Origin of the sequence: Pseudomonas sp. DG56-2 (genome assembly GCF_004803755.1) — a bacterium.
GTDB lineage: Bacteria > Pseudomonadota > Gammaproteobacteria > Pseudomonadales > Pseudomonadaceae > Aquipseudomonas > Aquipseudomonas auratipiscis.
Genome location: NZ_CP032311.1, coordinates 2,141,813 through 2,166,789 on the forward strand (window position 1 = coordinate 2,141,813; position 24,977 = coordinate 2,166,789).

At 57.7% G+C, this 24,977-nt stretch carries 18 protein-coding genes; 17 read left to right on the top strand and 1 reads right to left on the bottom strand.

Annotated features, from left to right (window positions below):
* The first annotated feature begins 2 nt into the window (after positions 1–2).
* The 17 genes from tssC (at position 3) to D3Z90_RS09905 (ending at position 23,798) form a co-directional block, all read left to right on the top strand.
* Positions 3–1,478 (top strand): type VI secretion system contractile sheath large subunit, encoded by a 1,476-nt coding sequence (tssC, locus tag D3Z90_RS09825; protein WP_136475551.1) that lies wholly within the window; start codon positions 3–5, stop codon positions 1,476–1,478.
* A 13-nt stretch (positions 1,479–1,491) separates the two neighbouring features.
* Entirely contained in the window at positions 1,492–1,899 is a 408-nt protein-coding gene (tssE, locus tag D3Z90_RS09830; RefSeq protein ID WP_136475552.1) for a type VI secretion system baseplate subunit TssE, read from the top strand.
* 75 nt (positions 1,900–1,974) lie between these two features.
* Positions 1,975–3,762 carry a type VI secretion system baseplate subunit TssF gene (gene tssF, locus D3Z90_RS09835; RefSeq protein ID WP_136478907.1) on the top strand — a complete coding sequence of 596 codons (1,788 nt, stop codon included), beginning with the start codon at positions 1,975–1,977 and terminating at the stop codon, positions 3,760–3,762.
* Positions 3,726–4,733, top strand: a complete 1,008-nt coding sequence (gene tssG / locus D3Z90_RS09840) for a type VI secretion system baseplate subunit TssG (RefSeq protein ID WP_136475553.1) — start codon at positions 3,726–3,728, stop codon at positions 4,731–4,733. The genes tssF and tssG overlap by 37 nt, the downstream gene beginning before the upstream one ends.
* An 11-nt stretch (positions 4,734–4,744) precedes the next feature.
* Positions 4,745–7,366, top strand: a complete 2,622-nt coding sequence (gene tssH / locus D3Z90_RS09845; RefSeq protein ID WP_136475554.1) for a type VI secretion system ATPase TssH — start codon at positions 4,745–4,747, stop codon at positions 7,364–7,366.
* A 10-nt stretch (positions 7,367–7,376) separates the two neighbouring features.
* Entirely contained in the window at positions 7,377–8,894 is a 1,518-nt protein-coding gene (locus D3Z90_RS09850; protein ID WP_136475555.1) for a sigma-54-dependent Fis family transcriptional regulator, read from the top strand.
* A gap of 96 nt (positions 8,895–8,990) precedes the next feature.
* On the top strand, positions 8,991–9,131 hold the full coding sequence (locus D3Z90_RS09855) for a type VI secretion protein (protein ID WP_136475556.1): 141 nt from the start codon (positions 8,991–8,993) through the stop codon (positions 9,129–9,131).
* Between the two features lie 17 nt (positions 9,132–9,148).
* Positions 9,149–10,336, top strand: a complete 1,188-nt coding sequence (gene tagH / locus D3Z90_RS09860) for a type VI secretion system-associated FHA domain protein TagH (protein WP_136475557.1) — start codon at positions 9,149–9,151, stop codon at positions 10,334–10,336.
* Positions 10,337–10,341: 5 nt separating this feature from the next.
* Positions 10,342–10,842 (top strand): type VI secretion system lipoprotein TssJ, encoded by a 501-nt coding sequence (gene tssJ, locus D3Z90_RS09865; protein ID WP_136475558.1) that lies wholly within the window; start codon positions 10,342–10,344, stop codon positions 10,840–10,842.
* Positions 10,843–10,844: 2 nt separating this feature from the next.
* On the top strand, positions 10,845–12,176 hold the full coding sequence (gene tssK / locus D3Z90_RS09870) for a type VI secretion system baseplate subunit TssK (RefSeq protein ID WP_136475559.1): 1,332 nt from the start codon (positions 10,845–10,847) through the stop codon (positions 12,174–12,176).
* Positions 12,177–12,181: 5 nt separating this feature from the next.
* On the top strand, positions 12,182–13,051 hold the full coding sequence (icmH, locus tag D3Z90_RS09875; protein WP_136475560.1) for a type IVB secretion system protein IcmH/DotU: 870 nt from the start codon (positions 12,182–12,184) through the stop codon (positions 13,049–13,051).
* A gap of 14 nt (positions 13,052–13,065) precedes the next feature.
* Positions 13,066–16,590, top strand: coding sequence for a type VI secretion system membrane subunit TssM (gene tssM / locus D3Z90_RS09880; protein ID WP_136475561.1), 3,525 nt, complete (start codon positions 13,066–13,068; stop codon positions 16,588–16,590).
* Positions 16,590–17,318, top strand: a complete 729-nt coding sequence (locus D3Z90_RS09885) for a PP2C family serine/threonine-protein phosphatase (protein ID WP_136475562.1) — start codon at positions 16,590–16,592, stop codon at positions 17,316–17,318. The genes tssM and D3Z90_RS09885 overlap by 1 nt, the downstream gene beginning before the upstream one ends.
* Positions 17,315–18,328, top strand: a complete 1,014-nt coding sequence (locus tag D3Z90_RS09890; protein WP_136475563.1) for a serine/threonine-protein kinase — start codon at positions 17,315–17,317, stop codon at positions 18,326–18,328. The genes D3Z90_RS09885 and D3Z90_RS09890 overlap by 4 nt, the downstream gene beginning before the upstream one ends.
* Before the next feature lie 95 nt (positions 18,329–18,423).
* Complete coding sequence (locus tag D3Z90_RS09895) at positions 18,424–20,475, top strand: type VI secretion system tip protein VgrG (protein WP_136475564.1); 2,052 nt, start codon at positions 18,424–18,426, stop codon at positions 20,473–20,475.
* Positions 20,472–21,281: a DUF4123 domain-containing protein gene (locus D3Z90_RS09900; protein WP_136475565.1), complete on the top strand. Its 810-nt coding sequence runs from the start codon at positions 20,472–20,474 to the stop codon at positions 21,279–21,281. Before D3Z90_RS09895 ends, D3Z90_RS09900 begins: the two co-directional genes overlap by 4 nt.
* An 18-nt stretch (positions 21,282–21,299) precedes the next feature.
* Positions 21,300–23,798: a LysM domain-containing protein gene (locus tag D3Z90_RS09905; protein WP_136475566.1), complete on the top strand. Its 2,499-nt coding sequence runs from the start codon at positions 21,300–21,302 to the stop codon at positions 23,796–23,798.
* Between the two features lie 52 nt (positions 23,799–23,850).
* On the opposite strand, the gene D3Z90_RS09910 is transcribed toward D3Z90_RS09905, so the two are convergent.
* Positions 23,851–24,843, bottom strand: a complete 993-nt coding sequence (locus D3Z90_RS09910) for an SUMF1/EgtB/PvdO family nonheme iron enzyme (RefSeq protein ID WP_136475567.1) — start codon at positions 24,841–24,843, stop codon at positions 23,851–23,853.
* Between the last annotated feature and the right edge of the window lie 134 nt (positions 24,844–24,977).

Below are 24,977 nucleotides of genomic sequence, written 5' to 3' on the forward strand. Positions count from 1 at the left end.
CAATGAGCACCAGCGCAACACAGCAAAAAGGCAACGAGAATAGCGAGTACAGCATCCTCGACAGCATCATCGCCGAGACCCGCCTGACACCGGATGACGAGGCTTACGACATTGCCAAACGTGGCGTGTCAGCTTTTATCGAAGAGCTGCTCAAACCACACAATAGCGGCGAGCCGGTCAAGAAGGCGATGGTAGATCGGATGATCGCCGAGATCGATGCAAAGCTGAGCCTGCAGATGGACGAAATCCTCCATCATCAAGACTTCCAGGCGCTGGAGTCCGCGTGGCGTGGGTTGCAACTGTTGGTTGATCGCACCAACTTTCGTGAAAACATCAAGATCGAAATTCTCAACGTGTCCAAGCAGGACTTGCTGGATGACTTTGAAGACTCCCCGGAAGTCATGCAGGCCGGTCTGTACAAGCACGTTTATACAGCCGAGTACGGTCAGTTCGGTGGTCAGCCGGTTGGCGCGATCATATCCAACTACTTCATGTCGCCCAGCTCACCTGATGTGAAGCTGATGCAATATGTCTCAAGCGTCGCTTGCATGTCCCACGCCCCATTCATCGCTGCTGCGGGGCCGAAGTTCTTTGGCCTTGAAAGCTTTACCGGACTGCCGGACCTCAAGGATCTGAAAGATCACTTCGAAGGACCGCAGTTCGCAAAATGGCAAAGCTTTCGCCAATCCGAAGACTCACGCTACATCGGCTTGACCGTACCGCGATTCTTGCTACGCAATCCGTACGATCCCGAAGATAACCCGGTCAAATCCTTCGTCTACAAGGAAACCGTTGCCAACAGCCACGAGCATTACCTGTGGGGTAATACGGCCTATGCGTTTGGCAGCAAATTGACCGATAGCTTCGCCAAGTTCCGTTGGTGCCCGAACATCATCGGTCCGCAGAGCGGTGGTGCAGTTGAAGACTTGCCGTTGCACCATTTCGAGAGCATGGGTGAAATCGAAACCAAGATTCCTACGGAAGTCCTGGTGTCCGACCGTCGTGAATACGAACTGGCTGAGGAAGGTTTCATTTCCCTGACCATGCGCAAAGGCTCCGACAACGCAGCATTCTTCTCTGCCAGTTCGGTGCAGAAGCCCAAGTTTTTCGGAATCAGCGCTGAGGGCAAGACTGCAGAGTTGAATTACAAACTCGGCACGCAGTTGCCTTACATGATGATCGTCAATCGACTGGCCCACTACTTGAAGGTGCTCCAGCGCGAGCAGTTGGGTTCTTGGAAAGAACGCACCGACCTTGAGCTGGAACTCAACAAGTGGATCCGCCAGTACGTCGCTGACCAGGAAAACCCTAGCGCCGAAGTCCGTGGTCGTCGCCCGCTGCGCGCGGCCGAAATTATTGTCAGCGATGTTGAAGGTGAGCCAGGTTGGTATCGCGTCAGTTTGAACGTGCGCCCGCACTTCAAATACATGGGGGCCGATTTCACCCTGTCGCTGGTTGGCAAGCTGGACAAAGAGTAAGCGGGGTTAGTGCATGTCTGGATACGGCAGCCTTTTCGAACGCCTGTGTGGCGAAGCGCAAAAGCGAGTTGGTTGGAGTTGCGAGGAGTCCGCGACGGCTTCGGTGGCTGCCCATCTTTCCAAGATGCTCGGCACTCGAGCGGGCAGTGTGCAAACGCTTTCCGATTACGGGCTGCCCGATCTCAATGACATGCGTTTGAGCCTGCATGATGCCCTGAGCCAGGCTCGATCCGCGATCGAACATTTCATCGAAGCTTATGAGCCACGACTGAGCAATGTACGAGTTATGCCGTTGCCACGTGATCACGATCAGCTTCGACTGTTCTTCAGTATCGAGGGTTTGCTGGAAGTCGATGGCTTCAAGCGCCTGGTCAACTTCACCGCACGACTCGATGGTGGCGGGCAAGTCAGGGTCAGCTGAGTCGACTTAGTCAGATCCGCAAGGCTGTTGCCAATGGCTAGCAGCCGTCTTGAACACGAACCGCAGGGAGCCCCGGTGTCCTTCAATCACTACTATCAAAGCGAGCTCACCGCGTTACGCCAGTTAGGTCGGCGTTTTGCCGAGCGCAGCCCGGCACTGGCACCCTTTCTCGGCCAGGCTGGACGAGACCCGGATGTGGAGCGCTTGCTCGAAGGCTTCGCTTTTCTCACGGGTCGTCTTCGCCAGAAGCTCGATGATGAACTCCCGGAATTGAGCCATTCGTTGATGCATTTGCTGTGGCCAAACTACATGCGGCCGTTGCCAGCGTTCAGCATTTTGCAGTTCGACCCACTCAAACAATGCGGGCCGGCTCAACGTGTCGAGCGTGATACGCCGGTCGAAAGTGAACCTATCGATGGGGTGCATTGCCGGTTTCGCACCTGTTACCCCACCGAGGTTCTGCCCCTGGATCTAACTGCGCTGAATTACTCGGTAAATGGCAATGGTGCGCTGCTCAGCCTGCGCCTGGAAATGAGTTGCGAAGGCCATCTTGGTGAGTTGTACCTGAGCCGTCTGCGCCTGCATCTGGCGGGTGATCGTTACATCAGCCAGACACTCTACTTGAGCCTGCTGCGCAACCTTGAAAGTATCGAGTTGGTGCTGCTCGATAGCGATGGCAAGCCATTTACGGGCGAGGGTGGCAAGAACCTGTCATTTACGTTGCGCAGTCAATGTGTGCAACCGGTGGGTTTTGCCGAAGAGGAGGCGTTGATTCCGTACCCACTCAACACGTTCCGTGGCTACCGCTTTCTACAGGAGTATTTCGCCTTCCAGGACAAATTCCTGTTCGTCGACCTGACGGGCCTGGATGCACTCAATGCGTTGCCACAGGACACACTCAAGCAGCTTCAGGGCCTGGAGATACGCTTCGACATTTGCAAGGACGGCATACAGCGTCTGCGGCCTACGTTGGACAACGTGAAACTGTTCTGCACCCCGATCGTCAACCTGTTCAAACAAGATGCGCTGCCGATCCGTCTCGATGGCAAGCAAGACGAGTACCTGCTGCTGCCCGCTGGATACGACCTGGAAAGTTGCGGTGTATTTTCGGTGGAGACCGTAACCGGCTGGATGCCTGGTGGAGAGGGTTATCAGGCTTATGTGCCGTTTGAGTCATTCGAACATGATCCAAGCTTCGACGTACCGCACAGTCGTCCGCACTACAGCGTCCGCCAGCGACCTTCCATGCTGCACGACGGCCTGGACACCTACCTGAGCTTCGGTGTTCGCAATACCGTCATCCATGAAACGCTGTCGATGGAGCTGATCTGCACTAACCAGAATCTGCCGCGGCGCCTCAAGTTGGGTGACATCAGACTGGCGTGTGAACAAACACCTGAGTTCCTCAGCTTTCGCAACATCACGCCAGTCACCTCAAGCTACGCGCCGCCTTTGAATCGCGATTTCTTGTGGAAGCTCATCAGCAACATGTCGCTCAACTATCTGTCGCTGGCAAACGTCGATGCCCTCAAGGTAATTCTCGAAACCTACGACTTGCCACGCTACTACGACCAACACCTGGAAAAAGTCAGCAGGCGACTGCTGGAGGGGCTCAAGTCGATCCGCCATGAGCATGTCGACAGGCTACACAAAGGTTTGCCTGTGCGTGGTTTGCGCACCGAACTGACGATCGACCCGAAGGGCTATGTCTGCGAAGGCGACATGTTCGTCTTCGCCTCGGTCCTCAATGAGTTCTTTGCACTCTACGCCAGCCTCAACTCCTATCACGAGTTGCGGGTGAAAAGCACACAGGGAGAGGTGTACCAATGGACGCCACGTATGGGGCTTCAGCCCCTGCTTTGAGCGGGCTGACCCGGATAATCCGCGAGTACTCACTGTTCCAGGCCGTATTGTTGGTACTGGACCGGCTGCGCGAGGCCCACCCGCAATTGAGCGCTGAAGATCTCTACGATCAGTTGGAGTTTCAAGCCAATCCGAGCCTGGGATTCCCGGGCAGTGATGTCGATCGAGTGGAGTTCTTCGAAGAGAACGGGCAGATGCGAGCACGTCTGCGCTTCAACTTGATCGGCCTGTTCGGTTCCGGCTCGCCGTTGCCAACGTTTTACGGTGAACAGGCCCTGGGTGATAGCGAAGACGGCAACCCGACGCGTACTTTTCTCGATCTGTTTCATCACCGACTGCAGCGGTTGATGCTGCCAATCTGGAGCAAGTACCGCTACAGCACTCGTTTCGTCAGCGGCGCGCTTGACCCGTTCTCAGCGCAGTTGTTTGCCCTGATCGGATTGGGCGGTGAAGAAATCCGCAAGGCCGAAGAGCTGAACTGGAAGCGCCTGCTGCCCTACCTGGGCTTGCTTAGCCTACGTGCCCACTCCGCGGCGTTGATCGAGGCCGTGCTGCGTTATTACTTCAAGCATGCCGACCTTGTGATCGAGCAGTGTATCGAGCGCCGGGTAGCCATCCTTCAAGAGCAACGCAACCGCATGGGCCGCGCCAACAGCTTTCTGGATGAAGACCTGGTCCTGGGTGAGCAGGTGCGCGATCGCAGCGGCAAGTTCCGCATCCATATCCGTCAGCTTGACTGGCAGCGCTTCCATGAATTCCTGCCCATCGGTTTTGGTTACCAGCCCCTGTGCGCGTTGGTCAGGTTCACCCTGCGCGACCCCATGGATTACGACATTCGCCTGGTTCTGCGCCAGGAAGAGATTCGCGAGCTGCGAATTGGCGAGCACAACGCCTGTCGCCTCGGCTGGACCAGTTGGCTTGGCCGCGAACGTGCGGACGGTGTGGTCACCCTGGGCAGCAAAACTCATTAAGGACAGATGTCATGATTAACGTAGACCTGCAGCAACTCATTCAAGCGCTGGACGCCGACACGCGCAGAGACCTGGAAGGTTGCGCCGAACGTTGTGTCGCCCGTGGTGGTAGCAAGATCCTTGTCGAAGACTTGTTGCTAGGATTGCTGGAGCGCCCACAGGGCATTCTTGCACGGGCACTGCAGGACGCAGAGGTTGACGTCGGGGAGCTCGGCGCAGTGCTGCAGTCGCGGACCGAACACAGTGCCTCGCGTAACCCGGTTTTCGCTCCGGAACTGGTTCAATGGCTACAGGATGCGCTGTTGGTAGCCAATCTCGAATTGGGTCAGAGTCAGGTCGAGCAGGCAGCGCTGATTCTTGCGTTGCTGCGCAACCCCATGCGCTACGCCGGCAGCCGCTACCAGCCGTTACTGGCCAAGCTCAAAATCGAGCGCCTGAAGGACTATGCCCTGTCGCAGAAAGAACAGCCTGGTTGTGACATGTCAGCTGTACCTGGCGATTCGCTGTTGCAGCGTTTCACTCATAACCTGACCCAACAGGCTCGTGACGGCACGCTCGATCCGGTGCTGTGCCGTGATGATGCCATTCGCCAAATGGTCGATATCCTTGCTCGACGCCGCAAGAACAACCCCATCGTGGTGGGCGAAGCGGGTGTCGGCAAGACCGCTGTCGTCGAAGGCCTGGCTTCACGCATTGCTGCAGGTGAAGTACCGCAGGTGCTCAAGGGCGTGGAATTGCTGGCGCTGGACATGGGCCTGCTACAGGCTGGTGCCAGCGTGAAGGGTGAGTTCGAGCGCCGGCTCAAGGGCGTAATCGACGAGGTCAAGGCCTCGCCGAAGTCGATCATTCTGTTCATCGATGAGGCGCACACACTGATCGGCGCCGGCGGCAACGCCGGTGGCTCTGATGCTGCCAATTTGCTCAAGCCCGCGCTGGCGCGTGGTGAGCTGCGCACCATCGCCGCTACAACCTGGGCCGAGTACAAGAAGTACTTCGAGAAAGACCCTGCCTTGGCCCGACGCTTTCAACCCGTGCAGTTGCATGAGCCGACTGTCGGCGAGGCGGTAACCATCCTACGTGGCCTGGCGCAGATCTACGAGAAAAGCCACGGTATTTACTTGCGTGACGATGCAGTGGTGGCCGCCGCCGAGCTTTCGGCGCGCTACCTTGCCGGCCGGCAATTGCCGGACAAAGCGGTGGATGTACTCGACACCGCCTGCGCGCGGGTGCGCATCAGCTTGGCGGCAGCGCCGCAGAGCCTGGAACTTCTGCGTACAGAACTCGCCGAAGGTGGCCGTCAACTCCAGGCCCTGTGCCGCGACGCCGACGCCGGGCTCGTCATAGACCAAGAGATGCTGAGCGCGCTGCAAGCCCGCCTGCTTGAAGCTGAAGTCGAGCAACACGCCGTGGAACGCTTATGGCAAGAGCAGCGGGTATTGGCTGAGCGCCTGCTCGATTTGCGCCAGCGCCTGGCCAACGCTCGAGAGCGGGCAGCGATCGAACCGATTGGCGACGCCGTAGACAAAGAGGCGGGAGACGCGCAAGGGATTGAAGCGCTGACTACCGCGCTCAACCAAACCTATCACGCCTTGAACGATGCCCAGGCACAAGCGCGCCTGGTCAGCTTTGAGGTGTGTCCACGTCTGGTGGCTGAAGTGGTCAGCGCCTGGACCGGTGTACCGTTGTCGCAACTGGCCCGTGAGCACAGCGCCAAGGTCGCGAATTTCGGCGCTGACCTGCGAGAGCGTATTCGCGGGCAGGAGCAGGCGGTACATGCCTTGGATCGCGCGATGCGAGCTACCGCTGCCGGGCTCAACCAGGTGGACGCCCCGGTGGGGGTGTTCCTTTTGGTGGGGCCGAGCGGGGTTGGCAAAACCGAAACCGCCCTGGCCCTCGCCGATCTGCTGTACGGCGGTGATCGTTTCATCACCACCATCAACATGTCGGAGTTCCAGGAGAAGCATACGGTGTCGCGCCTGATCGGCGCGCCACCTGGCTACATCGGCTACGGTGAAGGCGGCATGCTTACCGAGGCGGTACGCCAGAAACCCTATTCTGTGGTGTTACTCGACGAGGTCGAGAAAGCCGACCCGGACGTGCTCAACCTGTTTTACCAGATCTTTGACAAGGGCGTCGCCAACGACGGAGAAGGGCGCGAGATCAATTTTCGCAATACCCTGATCCTGATGACCTCGAACCTGGCCAGCGAGCGTATCGATGCGTTGTGCGAGCATGGCGCTCGGCCAAGCGCCGAAGCCTTGGAGGAGGCCATTCGCCCGATCCTTAGTAAGCACTTCAAGCCCGCACTGTTGGCCCGGATGCGGGTGGTGCCGTACTACCCGGTGCAGGGTCCGGTCTTGCGTGAGCTAATCGAGATCAAGTTGGCGCGCCTGGGCCAGCGCTTGCAGCATCGCCAGTTGGCGTTCAGCTATTGCCAAGGCCTGGTTGACCACTTGGCGGAGCGCTGCACCCAGAGCGACAGCGGCGCACGCCTGATTGATCACCTGCTGGAACTGCACGTCCTACCTCTGGTGGCCGACCGACTGCTGGACGCCATGGCCAGTGGTGAATGTCTTCAGCGAGTGCATGCCACGCTCGATAGCAGCGCCAGTGTGAGCTGCGAGTTTGCCTGAGGTGGGTGCTATGTTCACGCGTATCGCTCAGCCGCTGGTCTATGCCGAGGCGCTGTTGGCGCAATTTGCCAGCCTTTCGCGAACGACAGGCGACAGTGCTCTGCTGCGTGAGTTCGTGTACGGAGCAGCTGGGCTGAGCGACTGCGAACTGATTCAACTGTATGTGCTGGACGCCACACATACGCGACTGCATCTGAGCGCTGAATGCCTCGACGCCATACCTTCGCCTCCAGATACAGCGAGCTTGCCGGCGGATTACAACGGTGAGCAACTGTTGCAGTTCGCACTGTGTCAAAACCGCGTGGTGAGCGTGGTGGGTTTAAGCGACAGCGTGCATGAAACCAGCTTTCTTCCCGCCAAGGGTAAACCCTGGCAGTCATTCTTGTGTGTGCCGCTGCTCAACACGAAGAAGACCGTTGGCGGCTTGCTTTTATGTGCCAGCCGACAACTTGTCGACCTGAGAGGATTCGCCGACTCCCTGGGACAATTGGGAGCGTTCGTGCTGGCACAGTCGGCACTGCTGCAGAGTCTGAGACTGCCGGCTGGTCACGCTACACCTGCAGCCGACACCCGAGTTTGCACCGGTGGATATGGGTTGATTGGCAACAGCACGGCGATGCGCGAGACCTGCCAACTGATCAGCAAGGTGTTGCACAGCCCCTACACGGTGTTACTGCAGGGTGAGACGGGTACAGGCAAGGAAGTAGTGGCGCGCGCGATCCATGATTATGGTCCACGCCATACCAAGGCCTTTGTCGTGCAGAACTGTGCGGCCTTTCCAGAACATCTTCTGGAGAGTGAATTGTTCGGTTATCGAAAAGGCGCGTTTACCGGTGCTGACCGTGACCGTCAGGGCCTGTTCGACACGGCCAATCATGGCACCCTGGTGCTGGATGAAGTGGGTGATATGCCGCTGCCGCTGCAGGCCAAGCTCTTGCGCGTATTGCAGGAGGGCGAGATCCGCCCGTTGGGCTCCAATGACACCCACAAGATCGACGTCAGAATCATCGCCGCCACCCACCGCGACCTGGCGGTATTGGTCAGCGAGGGCAAGTTCCGCGAAGACCTGTATTACCGCCTGGGGCAGTTTCCGATTGAGTTGCCGGCCTTGCGCGAGCGCGAAGGTGACGTTCTTGAGCTGGCCCGGCACTTCTCCGATAAGGCCTGCACCTTCCTGCAACGTGAGCAGGTGAGTTGGTCGCAGGGTGCCCTCGATCACCTGTGCGGTTACCACTTCCCGGGCAACGTTCGTGAGCTTAAAGGCCTGGTGGAGCGGGCAGTTTTGCTCTGCGATGGCGGGGAGCTGCTGGCCGAACACTTTTCCTTGGGGGCGCAGCCGCCAGCGCAAAAACAGGGCCTCAGTTTGCGCGACCGCCTGGAAAAGGTCGAGCGCCATTTGCTGCTCGATTGCCTGCGCAGGAACGACGGCAATCAGAGCCAGGCGGCCCGTGAGTTAGGTTTGCCCCGACGCACGCTGTTGTACCGCCTTGGCCGACTCAACATCAATCTTGGCGACTGCGATGACTAGCGTGCAACGACTTCCTCAATCATCACCGTTCCTTTTGCGCAGGAATGGCGGCAATCGCCGTCGTGCTGCGTCTGTCCTCTCTCTGGAGACTTTCTGATGCCTGTTCGTCACTGGCCAGCCGTCCTGCTGGCGTTGTTTTTTCTCAGCAGCCTTGGCGGTTGTAGCGGCAGTTACAAATTCAACGACAACACCTATCGCCCATTGGGTGATCCGCAAGCGGTCAATCGCGGCAAGTGACGGTAAGGAGCACCACTATGGATCTGGTTTTCGAAATGCTCAAAGGCAAGCAGGGCAAACCCTCGGTGTTGAGCAGCAAAACCTTCAAACATACAGGAGGCGTGATCGGGCGCAACGAGGACTGTGACTGGGTCATCGCTGACAAGGATCGTCACGTGTCAAATCATCATGCCACTGTCAGCTACCGCTACGGTTCGTTCTTTCTCACCGATATCAGTCGCAATGGCACCCTGTCCGGCGAAAACGGTGCGCGGCTATGCAAGGGCGAGCCGCAGCGGATCGAGCACGGCAGCGTCTTTGTTCTCGGTGACTTCGAGATTCGTGCGCGCCTGGTGCGGGATCCGGCAACCTTTGCCGTTGACATTGGCCGACCCCAGGCAGCAGGCCGCTCTATTCCTGATGATGAATTCCTCGACCCGCTCAATGCCCTCGACCATCAAGAGCGGGCGTATGCGCAAATCGACGATCTGCAAGCCCTGGATATACCCATTCAGACGCCACCACAGCGGGCGGACTCTGCGCTTATCGAGATGGAAAACCTGCAGATTCCGCAACTCATAGCGCAGCCTGAAGTGCCCGCCACCGTTGAGCTGATTCCGCTGGAGCGTCCCCGAGAATGCTTCTGGGGGCATCTCGGTACTGCGCTGGGTGTGGACCTCGAAGGTCTCGATGATGACAGCCGCGAAGCCTTGGCAATCAATGCAGCGCACTTGCTCAAGCAGAGCATCGGTGGTCTACAGCAGAGTCTGCGCACCCGTAGCGAGCTGAAGAACGAACTGCGCCTGGCGTTGACCACAGCGCAGGGCAGCAGCACCAACCCGCTCAAGTCCGCCGCGGATTCCGGTGAAGTGCTGGGCATTCTGCTCATGGGCAACAACCCCGGGCAATTGTCGGGCGAGCAAGCAATTTTTCAAGCTCACCGTGAACTGCAGGCGCACCAGGTGGCGCTGCTGACAGCCAGCCGCGCGGCACTTCTGGGTAGCCTCGAGCACTTCTCGCCGCTACAGCTGAAGCTGCGCTTCGAACGCGGCAACAAACCGTTACTGGTCACTGCTGGTAGCCACTGGCGGGCATACAACCGTTATCACCAGGACCTGTGTCAGGACGAAGACTGGAGCGAGCGTCTGCTCGCTCGGGATTTCGCCAAGGCCTATGAGGAACAGATCCGCCTGATTTCCACCCTTCACGCAGGACACCAAGGATGATGCGCATGTCTCGCTGCTCGACTCTGTTACTGAAAGCGCTGGCGGTGCTGGCAACCTTGCTGGCCCTGGCGGGCTGCTCGATGCTGTCACCGTATTCGACCCTGACCAAGCTGAACTTGAGGCTGACTGCAAGCGATCAGCTCAATCCGGATCTTAACGGCCGCCCCTCACCGATCGTGATACGCCTGATCGAACTCAAACACCCGGTAGCATTCGAGAACGCTGATTTCTTCAGCCTTTATGAGCGCGCCAAGGAGTCCCTGGCGCCGGACCTGGTGGCCAGCGAAGAGCTTGAGCTGCGTCCAGGAGAAACTGTTGAACTCAAACTCAGCGTCGACGAGGGCAGCCGCTACGTTGGCGTGCTGGCGGCTTATCGTGATCTCTCCGAAACGCAATGGCGTTATGTGGTTCCGCTAAACCCGGTGGCGCTGACTTATGCCGATCTGTTCCTCAATCAGCGCGGTATCGGCAGTCACAGTGCGCCACTTGCCAAGGCGGATAAGTAATCATGAACTTGCATAAAGTCATTTGGCAGGAAGGCATGCTGCTGCGACCGCAGCACTTGCAGCATAGCGATCGTTATTACGACTATCAGATGAAGGCCCGCACTCGACTGCTGGGTAGCTTCACCTGGGGTTTCCTTGGCTTGGAAATCGACCTGCATTTTCTCGACATGGGCAAGCTGGTCATCAGTCAGGCTGCCGGCATCCTGCCTGATGGCAGCTTGTTCGAACTCGATGGCAACACCAATGCGCTGGCCCTCGATGTGCCGCCCAACACAGGTAGGACCTCGGTATACCTGGCGTTGCCGTTAGTCACCGGAAACCACATCGAGTCCCGTCGTGCTGAACAATCCGACGTGTTGGCGCGTTATACCGCCTACGAAGTGCAAATAGCCGACTCCAACGCCGGTGACGCCTCTAGCAGCCAGATCTGCTGTGGCCGACCAGATTTTCGCCTGTTGCTGGGCGAACAGCAGAGCGACCAGGCCTATGTAAAGCTCAAGCTCTGCGAAATTCTCGACACCACCCCCGATGGGGTCATCAGCCTCGACCCCGACTTTGTACCAACCTTCATCCACATCCATGCCTCTGGCTATCTGCTTTCGTGCTTGAAAGAAGTGATCAGCATGCTTAGCCACCGAGGTGACACCATCGCCGAGCGGATACGTTCAAACGGCAAGGTGGGTGGTGCCGAGGTCGGCGATTTCATGATGCTGCAGTTGATCAACCGCACCGAGTTGCTGCTGCGTCATTATCTCGATCTGGAACAGCTGCCGCCTGAAGCACTGTACCGCGCACTGCTGACGATGCTGGGTGACCTCGCTACCTTTGCCTCTGACAGTAAGCGACCGCGCCTGGACAGCCGCTACCAACATAGCGACCAGGGCGCAAGCTTTCGCAAATTGATGGAAGCGATACGACAGGTGCTATCGATGGTGCTCGAGCAGCACGCCATCGAGCTGGAGTTGCAGCCACGTCAGTACGGTATTTTGGTTTCGGCGCTGCACGATCACACACTCCTAAGTACGGCTTCGTTCGTGCTCGCTGCCAGCGCCAATTGCGACTCCGAAGAATTGCGCCATCGCCTGCCGGCACATCTCAAGGTCGGCCCGGTGGAACGTATTCGGGAGCTGGTCAACCTGCACCTGCCGGGGATCAAGATAAAGCCGCTGCCGGTGGCGCCACGGCAGATCGCGTTTCACGCCAACAAAACCTATTTCATTTTAGAGCTCAGTTCTGAAGACCTGGCACAGCTGGAGCGTTCCGGTGGCCTTGCCTTTCATGTGTCTGGCGAATTTCCCGAGCTTGAACTGACATTCTGGGCCATCAGGAATTGAACGAAATGAGCAAGGACATGGAACAACACCAGGACGACAAAACCGTCCTGCTCGACCGCGAGGGGCAAGGCCCGGCGCGGGGTGCGTTGACCGATTTCGAGGCACCGCCGCGCTTCGAACAACTGGAGAATCGAATGATCTACGCCGCGCGCCTGCGCCCGGCGGAAACGTTCAACATCAGCCTCAATGCGTTGGTGGCGGCAGCCTCAGACCTGTTGTCGGAGGTGGTGCGCCTTAAGCATGACGCTAACGACGAAAGTCTTCAGGACCTGAACGAGCGCCTGACCGCCAGCTTGAAATTGTTCGATCTGCGCGCGCAGGAGAATGGCGCGCAAAGCAGCCAGGTAATGGCTGCTCGCTATGTGCTGTGCACGGTGATCGATGAGGCGGTGGTGACTGCCAAAGGCAACAAGGAAAGCGAGTGGTCACAGATGAGTCTGCTCAGCAGCTTTCACAACGAGACCTTTGGTGGCGAGAAGTTCTTTCAGTTGTTGGACCGGCTATCAAAGAATCCGGTCAAGCATTTGCCAATGTTGGAGTTGATGTACTTGTGCATGTCCCTCGGTTTCGAGGGCAAGTACCGGGTGATTCCGCGCGGCACGCTCGAACTTGAGGACATCCGTGACTCGTTGTACCGGCAGATCCGACAACTGCGTGGCGATGTACCGCGCGAGTTGTCACCGCATTGGCAAGGGCTCGGGGACAAGCGGCGGCGCCTGGTGCGCATCGTGCCAGTGTGGGGGATTGCGTTGTTCACCGTGGCGTGCCTGGTAGTGATTTATTCGGGGTTCGCCTGGGTTTTGGGTGAGCAGCGCGACAGCGTCCTGCGTCCTTATCAGCAGCTTGACCCTGTCGTGGTTCATTCCCAGCCGTAAATCAGAGATGCGTGATGAAAAAATTCTTTAAAAAAGCCGCTGCGATCCTGTCCACAACATGGGTCTGGACACTGGCGCTGGTGCTATTTTTTGCGCTGCTGGTGTGGGGCGTCGGGCCGTTGCTGGCGGTCAACGACTACAAGTTCTGGAAGAGTGCCAGCTCGCGATTGCTAAGCATCAGCGTGCTGTTTTTGTTTTGGGGCCTGGCAATGGTCTTCGTCAACTGGCGGGCCGGGATCCGTAAGAACGATCAGGACGACAGCGAAGACGGCCAGTTGCGCTTGCATCGTGAAGAGTCGATCGATAAAGAACAGAAAGTGCTGCGCGGCCGCTTCAACGAAGCAGTGCGCACCCTCAAGACATCAAGCCTGTACCGTGGCCGCAGTGATCAGTGGCGTAACGATTTGCCGTGGTACCTGCTGATCGGCCCGCAGAGCAGCGGCAAAACCAGCTTGCTGGAGTTCTCCGGCCTGGATTTTCCGATCAACAAAGTCGAGCGCAAGCTGACACGCGACACCTTCGGTACCCGACACTGCGATTGGTACTTTGCCGATCACGGCGTGCTGATCGACACCGCCGGCCGCTACCTGAGCCAGGAAGATCCGGCAGTCGATGGCAGCGCCTGGAACACCTTGCTTGAGCTGCTGCGCAAACGTCGTCGCGGGCGTCCTCTCAATGGGGTGTTGGTGAGTATTCCAATGGACGTACTCATCAGCGGTAATGAAGAGGGCCTGAAAGTCATCGCCGATCAAGTGCGCGCCCGTCTACAGGACATTCGCCAGAAACTGCACGTTGACGTGCCGGTTTACCTGGTACTGAGTAAAGCCGATAGGCTGCTGGGGTTTAACGAATCCTTCGATCAGTTGACTCGCGAGGAAAGCGACCAAGTACTCGGCTGCAGCTTTGCCCAGGAACAGAACGGTGCTGACGTGACCATGCTGCGCCAGCAGTTCGAGGAGCTGCTGCGTCGTCTGAACAGCCAGGTGATCATGCGCATGCATCAGGAACGCGATACTCAACGCCGGGGACGGATCCTCGACTTCCCACATCAATTGGGCCAGATCGGCGAGCTCCTTTGTCTGTTCGTGGATATGGCCTTCACCGGCAACCGCTACCAACAGGCCAGCCAGCTACGCGGCTTTTACCTGACCAGCGCGCCCCATGTGCCGGAAAAGCCGGCGCAGAACCCCAAGGGCGACGACGCCCAGGCGAGTAATGGCGCCGATGTCCTGCCAACGTTGCGCAGTGGGCCTTCGCGATTCATTCATCACCTGATGAGCCGGGTGATTTTTCCCGAGGCTGACCTGGCGGACCTGGATAAACGCGAGCGCAAGCGCATTCACTGGGGGCAGCGCGCGCTCTACGCGGGAGCATTGGCAGTATTGGCCTTGTTTGGCGTGATGTGGGCGCAAGGCTTCTCTGCCAACCATGAGCGATTGCAAAGCCTGCGTTCGCTGGCACAGACCTGGACCCAGCAGCGCGAAGATCTGAGTGCGCAGGACGATGCGATGGCTGCACTCAAGGTTCTGGATGCCAGCTTCGACGCCTCCAACGTGTTTCCGGCCCCGACCGATGTTGCGCTGTACGAACGTGTCGGCCTGTATCAGGGCGAAAAGATCAACCCGCCGGTACTCAACGCTTATGAGCAGGAGCTGCAAACACAGTTGCTGCCACGGGTGGCACAAATGCTGGAAGGCCAGATTCGCACCAACCTGCGTGACCGCGACCGCTTGCTCAACAGTTTGCGGGCGTATTTGATGCTGAGCATGGCAGATCGTCGCGATCCTGCCTGGCTCAGGGATTGGGTGGCCAGCGCCTGGTCGACGCATTATGCCGGCAACACCAAGGTGCAGAATGACCTGAGTGGACATTTCCAGCGCCTGCTCAAACTTAACTTCAGCTACCCCGTCAACGATCCGTTGGTTATCCAGGCCCGTCAGGTGTTGCGCAGCGAATCGCTGGCCAACGTGGTGTATAGGGTGTTGCGCGAGCAGGGTCGAAGCCTGCCGGAGTACCGCCTGAGCCAGCACCTCAGGTCGCAAAGCAATGTGTTTTTCGGCACCGACTACGCCATACCTGGCTTCTACACCCAGCAAGGCTACCAACAGTACTTTTCGGTACAGGGCGCAGCGCTGATCACGGATATCCTGCGTGACAACTGGGTGCTGGGGGAGGGCAGCGGTATCAGTGGTATGGACCTGCGGCGCCTGATGGTGGAACTGGAGCAGTTGTACTTTCGCGACTACGCCAACTACTGGAGTGAAGCGGTCGGGCGGATTGGCCTGCAACCTTTCAACGATGCAGGCGGAGGCGCTGCGCAGTTGGCGGCGCTCACCTCAGCCGACTCGCCAATTCTGCAACTGCTTGTGGAGGTACGCGAAAATACCCGTTTCCAGGCGCTCGCTGAAAGCGCTGAAGACGTAGTCGCTGCAGCCGACACGGCAAAAATGGCGCCGAGCAAGGTCACAGCCGTTGCCGCTATTGCTGGAAAGGCTCAGCAAGCCTTGGCCAGCACGCTGCCGGACACCGCAAAACGATCACTGCAGCGACGGTTCGAGGCGTTGCACCGTTTGCTCGACGACAACAACGGTCCCACGCCTGATTTGAGCTTGGCGCTGCAGGCGCTTAATGATCTGCAACTGCAGTTGGCCAGCCTGGCCCGTGCCAACCTGCCTGAGCAAAGCGCATTTGAAATGGCCAGGGCGCGTATGAGTGGCCATCGTGATGCGATCAGCAACCTGCGTAACACCTCGCTGCGGTTGCCGCGTCCGGTAAGTGCCTGGTTCAACATACTGGTAGAGGATACCTGGCGTCTGGTACTCAACGACGCCTACCAGTTTCTCAACCAGCGCTATCAGAGTGAGCTGTACAGCTTCTACGGCAAGGCTATCAATAAGCGCTATCCCTTCAACGCCCACAGTACCAGTGATGTCGCCATCAATGACTTTCGTGAGTTTTTCAAAGCTCAGGGCGTTGCCGAGCGCTTCTTTGAAACCTACCTGCGGCCTTTTGTCAGCGGTGATCCGGGTAGCTACCATCTACGCAGCATTGACGGCCAAAGCCTGCCGGTCTCCAAGCTCTATCTCAACCAAATGGCAGCGGCCCATGTGATTCGGCGCAGCTTTTTTGCTGAAAACCCGACACAACCGCAGGTGCAGTTCAAGCTTGAGCCTTACACCCTCGATCCTGCGGTCAGTCGCTCCGAGTTTCGCTTCGGCGCCCAGGCCTTGGAATACCGCCATGGCCCCATCATGCCGGTGTCTTTCCAGTGGCCAACCGATGCCGAGGATGGTCGCACCAGCCTGGTGCTGGAAAAGATGTCCGCGCGCCCGATCGGAATCGAGAAGAACACCGGGCCCTGGTCGTTGTTTCGTTTGCTTGACCTGATGCAGACCGAATACCTGAGCGGCCGTGACGTTCTGGTGCTCAAGGCCGAGGTAGGTGGCTTGCGCGCCAACTACCTGCTTATGAGCCAGCGCACGCCGAATCCGTTCGACATGGACGTGCTGCGCAGCTTCCATATGCCGGTGCAGCTCTGATGCAGGTTGCCAGTACTTGGCGCAGTGCCGCGCGCACCGACCCGGGTAAAGTTCGGACGCGCAACGAAGACGCTTTTCTCGATTGCCCGGAGCAGGGCCTTTGGGTGGTCGCCGATGGCATGGGTGGGCATCGGGGAGGTGATATCGCCAGTCAGCTGATCGTCGCAAGCCTGGCTGACTTACCGGCTTACAACTGCTTCGATGAGCGTCTCAAAGGCCTGCGCGAATGCCTGCATTGGCTCAATCGGCGCCTCGGCCAAGAACTTACGGTAACTGCCGAACGACGCGACAGCATCATCGGCAGCACCGTGGTTGCGCTGTTGCTCGAAGGCAACCGTGCGGCTTGTGTCTGGGCCGGGGACAGCCGCTGTTACCTGTGGCGTGGGCAACGGCTTTACCAGTTGACCAGGGACCATTCGCTGCGACAGCAACTGGTTGACGAGCAAAAAATGAGTATCGCGCAGGCAAAAGCCCATCCTCAGGCCAATGCCCTGACCCGCGCTGTTGGCGCGAGCGAGCAACTGACCCTGGACGTGCTGGAGCTGAAAACCTACCCAGGCGATGCCTTTCTGCTCTGTAGCGACGGCCTTTACCAAGGGTTGGCCAGCGATGTCCTGGGCAAAGCCTTGAGCCTGCCTTCGCCGCAGGCCGCGTTGAAGCGTCTGTTCGACGGCGTCTTGCATGGCGCGGCACGTGACAACCTGACGGCCGTGGTGATTCGCCCGTGAACGAGCTCCATGAGGGGCTGAGGGAGGCCAGCGACGAAGCGTTGCTGGACCCGACGTACTTTGCGTTCGCCAGGTCCAGCAACGCGGCGGGCAATTTGGTGGCCCTCGAAAACAAGCCTGCAGCACCGCTGCCGGAGCTTCCGCAGGTGCTGCTGGGCCGTTATCGTCTTGAGCGTCTGCTGGGAGCGGGGGGGATGGGCGCTGTCTACCGGGCCCGGGATCTGCTGCATGAGCAATTCGGTGATCCCGATCCCTATATAGCGATCAAGCTGTTGAGCGATACCTTCCTTGAGTCGCCAGATGCCAGCGCTTTGCTCTACAGCGAATTTGCCCTGACTCGGCGCTTGCATCACCCGAACGTGGTCCGGCTGCACAGTTTCGAGGTGGACACCCATTGCCAGCGTGCCTTTATCACCATGGAGCTGATGCATGGCCTTACCTTGGACAAACTGCTCTGTGAACGCCCCACGGGGTTGCCGTGGCATGAAGTACGTGATGTGGCCTTGCCGTTGCTCGACGCCCTGGCTTACAGCCACACGTGCGGCGTACTGCATGGCGACCTGAAACCAAGCAACGTGATGCTCAGCGAGCGCGGCGTGCGACTGTTCGACTTCGGTCTTGGCAAAGCCGAGGAAGGCGCACTGCCTGGGTTGGCGCAATTGAGCCGCAGCCAAATCAACGCCTGGACACCCAGCTACGCCGCGGCAGAACTACTGGAGGGCGGTGCGCTGTCGGTCCGTAGTGATCTGTACGCGCTGGGCTGCGTGATCTATGAGCTGGTGTGCGGAAAGCACCCGTTCAAGCGCTTACCCGCCACCCAGGCTCGCGATGAAGGTCTGGACCAAACGCTGACCAGGCCCGGTGGCTTGCCGAGGCAGTGCTGGCCTGCGCTGCAAAAAGCGCTGAGTTTTGACCCGTGCACGCGCCTTTCTGATGTCTCCCAGCTACGCGCTGCATTGGCGCGACCGACGTCAAGGCTAAAGGGTTGGCTAGCGAGGTGTCGGCTATGAAAACCGCGTACTCGTACACCCTGCAGTCCACGATTTTTCGATTGGATCAGATGGCCTGTTGCTCGCTTTTACTCACTCAGCTCAAGGATTAGCTTATGTTTGCGTCGGCCAATACCGCGCAGTTCGAACTACTCATCCCCTCGGTGCGCAACGACTTCAAGGTACTGGCGTTCAAGGGCAGCGAAGCCATCAGCACCCTCTACGCCCTGCGCATCGAACTGGTCAGCGAGTACCCCAACATCGAACTGGAAAGTTTGCTCAACCAGCCAGCCTTCCTGCGCTTGGGCTTACGCGGTGAAGGGCTTCACGGGTTCATCGACGATGTGGCAGTGGGCGAATCGGGAAAGCGCCTGACGCACTATCAACTGACCCTGGTGCCGGCGCTGCATTACTTGCAGTTCAGCTACAACGCACGCATTTTCCAGGACATGGATGTACCGCAGATTGTCACCCAGGTCCTCAAGGACCATGGCATCCAGGCCGACGCCTTTACCTTCAATATCACTCAGAGCCCCAAACGCGCCTATTGCACGCAGTACGACGAAAGCGACTTCGCGTTCATCCAGCGGCTATGCAGCGAAGACGGCATCGCCTGGCATCACCAGCACAGTGTCGATGGCCACCAATTGGTCTTCAGCGAAGACCAGACCTACTTTCCCAGGCTCGGTAGCACGCCTTATCAGCAAGGCAGCGGCCTGGTCGCGGACGAGCCGGTGGTCAGCCAGTTTTGCCACCGTGTCAGAACCCGCACCAGCGCGGTGACGCGCCGCGACTACGACCTGCAGCGCCCCAGTCGCTTGCTGCAAAGCTGCGCTAGCACCGAGTTCCGCCCTGCGCTGGAAGACTATCGCTATCCACTGCTGCTCGAAACGGAAAAGCGCGGCCAGCAACTCACCCGTCAGGCCCTTGAACGTCATCGTCATGACTACAACTTGGCCGAGGGCAAAAGCGATCAGCCCACGTTACGCAGCGGCCATTTTTTCACCCTCAGCGACCACCCGCGCGAACAGCACAACGACCTGTGGCTGTTGCTCAGCGTGACGCATGAAGGCAAGCAACCGCAGGTGCTTGAAGAGTCGATCAGCAGTAACAGCCAGGCCGCGGACGGCTTCACCCAAGGCTACCGCAACAGCTTCTGCGCCATTCCCTGGGACGCCATCTACCGACCTGCGCGGGTTCAACGTCCGTCCGTACTGGTCAGTCAAACCGCTCGTGTCACCGGACCGGAGGGTGAGGAAATCCATTGCGATGAGTACGGACGGGTGAAGGTCGAGTTCCATTGGGACCGCGCCGAACTGAACAGCGACAAGAGCAGTTGCTGGCTGCGGGTGTCATCCGCCTGGGCCGGTAAAGGTTTTGGCGCAATGGCGATTCCGCGCGTCGGCATGGAAGTGCTGGTGACCTTTCTGGAGGGCAACCCCGATCACCCGCTGATTACCGGCTGTGTGGCCAACAAGGTCACGGCGGTGCCCTATCCCTTGCCTGCCAACAAGACCCGGACCGTGCTGCGCAGCCGCAGCTCACCGAACAGTGGTGGCTTCAATGAGCTGTCGATTGAAGACCGCAGCGGCCAGGAGCAGATCTATCTGCGCGCCCAGCGCGATATGGAACAACGAATCGAGCACGACAGCCGCCTGGAGGTGGGCAACGAACGTCGAGAAACCATCAAGGGCAACAGCATTGCGGTGCTCGAAGCGCAAGACCAGCGAACCGTGGGTGCCGACCGCAAGGTCGAGCTCAAGGCCAATGACTACCTGCAGGTTGCCCACAGCAGCCATGCCCGTATCGGCCAGACGTTGGCGATTGAAGCCGGGCAACAAGCCCACCTCAAGGCAGGTGCGCAACTGATCCTCGATGCAGGCGTCGGCATCACCTTGAAAGTGGGTGGCCAGCATCTGGTCATATCGCCCGGCGGAATTTTCAGCAGCAGCCCGATTCAGCTTGGTGGTGCCCCTGCTGTGGGGGCTGCTGCCGCGCCCGTCCTGCCGGGAATGCTTGAGGCGCTGCCGACACCCGCGGCGTTGCCGCTGCCTACCGCGCCGCTTTATCAACAGCAGTCGAGGGCGGGCAAGCTTTTGCCGAGTGCTGGCTGCCAAATCGATGCGTCTGGCTGCTGCCCAATCCACGCCACAGGTAAGCGCGCATGATCAAATCCATCACATCGCCATTCCAGACGCCAGCGCAACCAGGTGTGTTGTGCGTCATCCTTGATGCCAGCTTTGACCCGGATCTGCACATCCATGTGGAGCAGGCTGTGGCGTTGTTCGACAACACCCCCTACGCAGCTCTGCAGCAAGTTGGGCCAGTCGCTTTGCTGTGCTCACCTGACGCTGCATCGATGCACTACGCCAACGAGCTGCTCGAGCGGGCTGACGCTGGCTGCGTGGCCTACCTGGAAAATACGCAGTGCTTTGAGCAGGCTGTCGAGCATTGGCAAAGCCTTCTTACCGTCAGCACTGACGACGCTCCGATGCAACTGATGCGCTTTTTTGACCCGCGCTGGCTGGAGCCTTTACTGCGTAGCCTGAGTGAAACCGAGCGGCTGCAATTCCTGGGGCCGCTCAGCGCCATGGCGTGGCGCAACGAGCTGGGCTGGCGCCATCTGCCGCGTCCTGTCGCTCAATCGAGTCCTCGGCAGCAAGCCCCGGGCTGGTTGCATGTGGGCCGTGAGCGCCAGGCAAAGATGGACGAGCAGCGCTTGCAAGTACTGGCCATCCGCTTTGCCGAGGACTATCGGGGGGTAATCGATGTGCCTGAGCCGAATGCCTTCGTCTTCCGGCAACTCTGTGCTGCACAGCAAGCAGGCTATTTGCAAACAGCCGAGCAGGAGCGGTGGTTGCGCCTGGCGCTGATCAAGGGCGATGGCTTCTGGTGTCAATTCCCGCATGCCCAATTACTCGCCCGGGATGATTTAAGCCTTGGCGACAAGCTGGACACGCTCGAGCAAATCTAATCACAAGGACGATGACAGATGAACCGCACGTACACGGTCAAGAACGGCGACACCCTGGGCGCGATTGCGCACAAGCATGGCACCACCGTCGCGGACCTTCAGGCACTCAACCCATCAATCAGCGACCCCAACTATATCAAGCCCGGTTGGCAGCTAAAGCTTCCCGGCGCACCTGCAACCGTTGAACTGCCGCCACCCATGCACGCGCACAATACCAGTTCCATCACCGTGCAAGGGCAGCCACAGTGTGACGAGGAACTGGTTGATGTTGCCCACATCACCGGTGAGCGGGATTTTTTTGTGCTGACTGAAAAGCAGTCCAAAGCACTAAAGTTGGAAATCGACCGGGTGCAGACGCTGATGGATGCATTGCACCAGAACCTGGCCGAAGCGCTACCGATTACGCAATGCAAATTGCCGCAAGATCCCAATGCCTCTTGCACCTGCACCCGCTGCGTCAAGGATGCCTGGGCGCTCAAGGCCCAAGGCGCGGGGCTGCTGATGCGCCAGGACAGGCCGCGACAAGCCAGCCCTGCGCCTTTGACGACCGACAAAGACTTTCAAGGGCAACTGGCTACTCTCCAACAAGCGCGTGACTGGTACCAACGCTACTCGCCCAGCCTTGTCGGCGCGACGCGACTCGAAAACAACTGGCAGGCCTTGCAAGCAAAGAAGGTCAAGCAACTGGACGAGGAAATTGCCCAGTTACGAGGACAACTGGCAGCGCAGATTCAAGCTGAACCAGAAGACAGTTCAAGCAACGCCAATGGCGCCGTCCCAGACCTCAAATATGGCAGGGGCCGCGTTGTTGAAAGTGAGCGCGGCAAAAAAACCACGACTGGCGTCTCGGTGGTAGAAATCATCTTGTTCAGCGACCCCAGCCGTCGCCATTTCATCTCCATCCCCTACCGCGAAACGACTACTTGGAACGTTCGCGTCTCTACTCAGGTTATGGCGGGCAAGCCTTTCAGCAAACAACTGGCCAAAGACCTGATAACGGACATCAAAGAGGCCGTCGACAGTGGGCGAAAAGCCGGACCCCTGGGCAACCTTGAATTCAAACTCAGCAGTTGGAGCAGCGCTGAAGACAACCTGCTCAACGCCTTGCACAAAGAAGTGTCCTGGACGTCCGACCAAAGCGATGCCTCCCGCTATGGGGTAACCGCCGAAGCCCATGCTTTGCGCTTTGCCGCCAGCGCCAGCGCAGGTGTCAATAGCTGGGATCCTAAAGAAGGAAATATAGACGTCGGCGTAAAAGGCAGCGCGGCATTCTCCCTTGCTGAAGGGTCAGCATCACTGGTTCGCTATTTTCCGAGCCAGGGCGGGTACGTGGCGAGCATGTCTTATCGCAATGCCCTGGGCCAGGAAGTGCTTCATCCCATGGGGGTGTTTCGCATGAGCGGCAAGTTGGAACTGTCGTGTTTTGTCGGCGCCAATGTGCAAGGGGAAGCTGGGGTCAAGGTGCAGTACAAGCCTACCGAAACCTCAGCGGGTGCTACGGCACTGCTTGGCTCGCCGACGATGGAAGTGGGGACTGGCGGCAACATTGGCGTTAAAGCGGATGCGTTTGCTGGGGCGCAGGCGGGAGGGGCGTTGACTGGCGCTCTTGAGTGGGTTGAGCCGGAAAAGCAGGGGATAGGAGATATCGTAGTTGGGCAGGCGAATGCGAGTAGTAGTTGGGTGTCTTTGGCTGAGGTCAAGGCGGAAGGGAATGTTGCTTTTGGTGTTGGTGCTAGTGGTGAGTTTGGTATCAGTATTGATAAAAACCGCTTGGTAGTTAATTGCAAGGGATCCATGGTTCTGGGGCCTGGCGCGGGTGGCGGATTTGGTGCGGTTGTGGATTTTGAACAGATCGGAAAATTGGTATTGCTATTCTGCAATACTTTATCTGCGGTGGATTACAGGTATTTGCAAGGGGTCGCTGAAGAAGCATTTGACTATATAGCGACTGGGTTGTTTCAAGTGGCATCCTCGCCTCTCACTGAAGTCACTAGAGGTTTCGAAAGTGGCATTGGAAAAATGGGGCAGTGGTGGGGGAAACGTGTGGCATCAAAGGTTGAAGCAAGAAATTTAGCGGATTACATACTTAAAAATAAGATTGGTCGAAATATGTTAGTTAGAGGAGTATCTATTCCTTTTGGTCGACTTCCTCCCGAGACACTAGGTCCCATGATATATGTTTTGGTTGAAGGCTTTGCAGATAGCTTTGACGAGCGGCAAGAGCAGGCACTAGTTATTTTGCTCTCGGAGATTAGGCGCTGGAGGCAGTTTATTGAAGTGCTTGAGCGTTGCTCGTCTAGGGGTGAGAAAGTAAATGCGTTGGATAGTCTAGAAAGAATAAATGCGTTGTTGGATGGGCGAGAGCAGTATTTGTTCAATCGGTTCGTTGAGAACTTAGCGATAAATCGTTCAGCAGAAAATTTTTTCAAGGAAGCGTGGAGCCCAAGTAATGCATGGCGAAAGGAAAAAATATTATTGACGGCTCGTAAAAGTGGTTGGTTTGATGGCTTGGTGTAGCGCAAGAAATAAAATTAGAAAGGCGCTTCTCCAGCGCCTTAGGCTTGAGATATTAAAGAGACTTAGCTGATTGTATTGCACAGCGGAAGCCGACGCTTGGGTAGTAGTCCTCTTGTATTGGCTCAACACCCCAGCGGCGGACCGTACTGGCACTTAATAGGGGGTCTTCAAGGACATTTGCGCCGCGCCATATTCGTTCCCTACCAGTACGTGGCCCTTGAGGATTATTGACAGGCGAGCGGCGGTAATAATCCTTGTCGTACCAATCATTAACCCAGTCTGTTGCATTTCCAGAAAGGTTGTAAATGCCCAAAGGGTTAGCAACGAAGCTATCTACTGGAAATACGCGTTTTACCTTGGGCTCAGGGAAATTTCTTCCATAATTCAAGCTACCATTATCGGTGGGAAATACTACATGCTTGCCTCGATTTCTAGCGGCATACTCCCATTGTGCTTCTGTCGGCAGATCGACTTGATATCCACTTAGATCACCCAGCCAGCCACAGTAGTCTTTGGCTTCTTGCCATTCTTTTGTAGGGGCAGGATGGTTCGGTTCATGCAGAAATTGAATGTCTTTACGCTTCCTGTCCTCTGCATTGAACACTGGTTTGGATTGAGAGATAAAGAAGATGTCAAAGTCTTTTATGGTCGTTTGAAATTTAGATAGGGAGTAGCTACTGAGCTTTACAGGGTGAACGAAGTCGTCCTCTCCGTGCATAGTTATTCGCCCCATTTTAGAGGGATGTACTCCACAAGGCCACTCACATAAATTATGTGGATCATCATCAAATGGCCACCCAAAATCTCCCATTTGAAACTCTCCGCCCTCAACAAACACCATATTATCCAATGATTGCACAACAGTGTTGAGCACTTTGCTGCGCGTCTCAATGGAAAGGTTTGGGTATTTTCGCTCAATGGTCGAGGCGATTTCGTTCACCTTGTCGACGGCGAGTTTCTGGCTTTTGGGGTGAGGGATCGACTGTCCCTGGCAACCTGCCAGCAGCAGCAAGGTACAAGTCGCTAATAAAAACTGTCTGGGCACGAGGATGTCCTTATTCGGGTGAAGCAATAGTCAAAAACTAGCTGCCACTGCAAAGTGATGTGGCGCGAGACCTGTATCTGGTTTAGTGATGCGGCTTTCCATGCAGAAATTGCCCATGCCCACCATTTACGCTT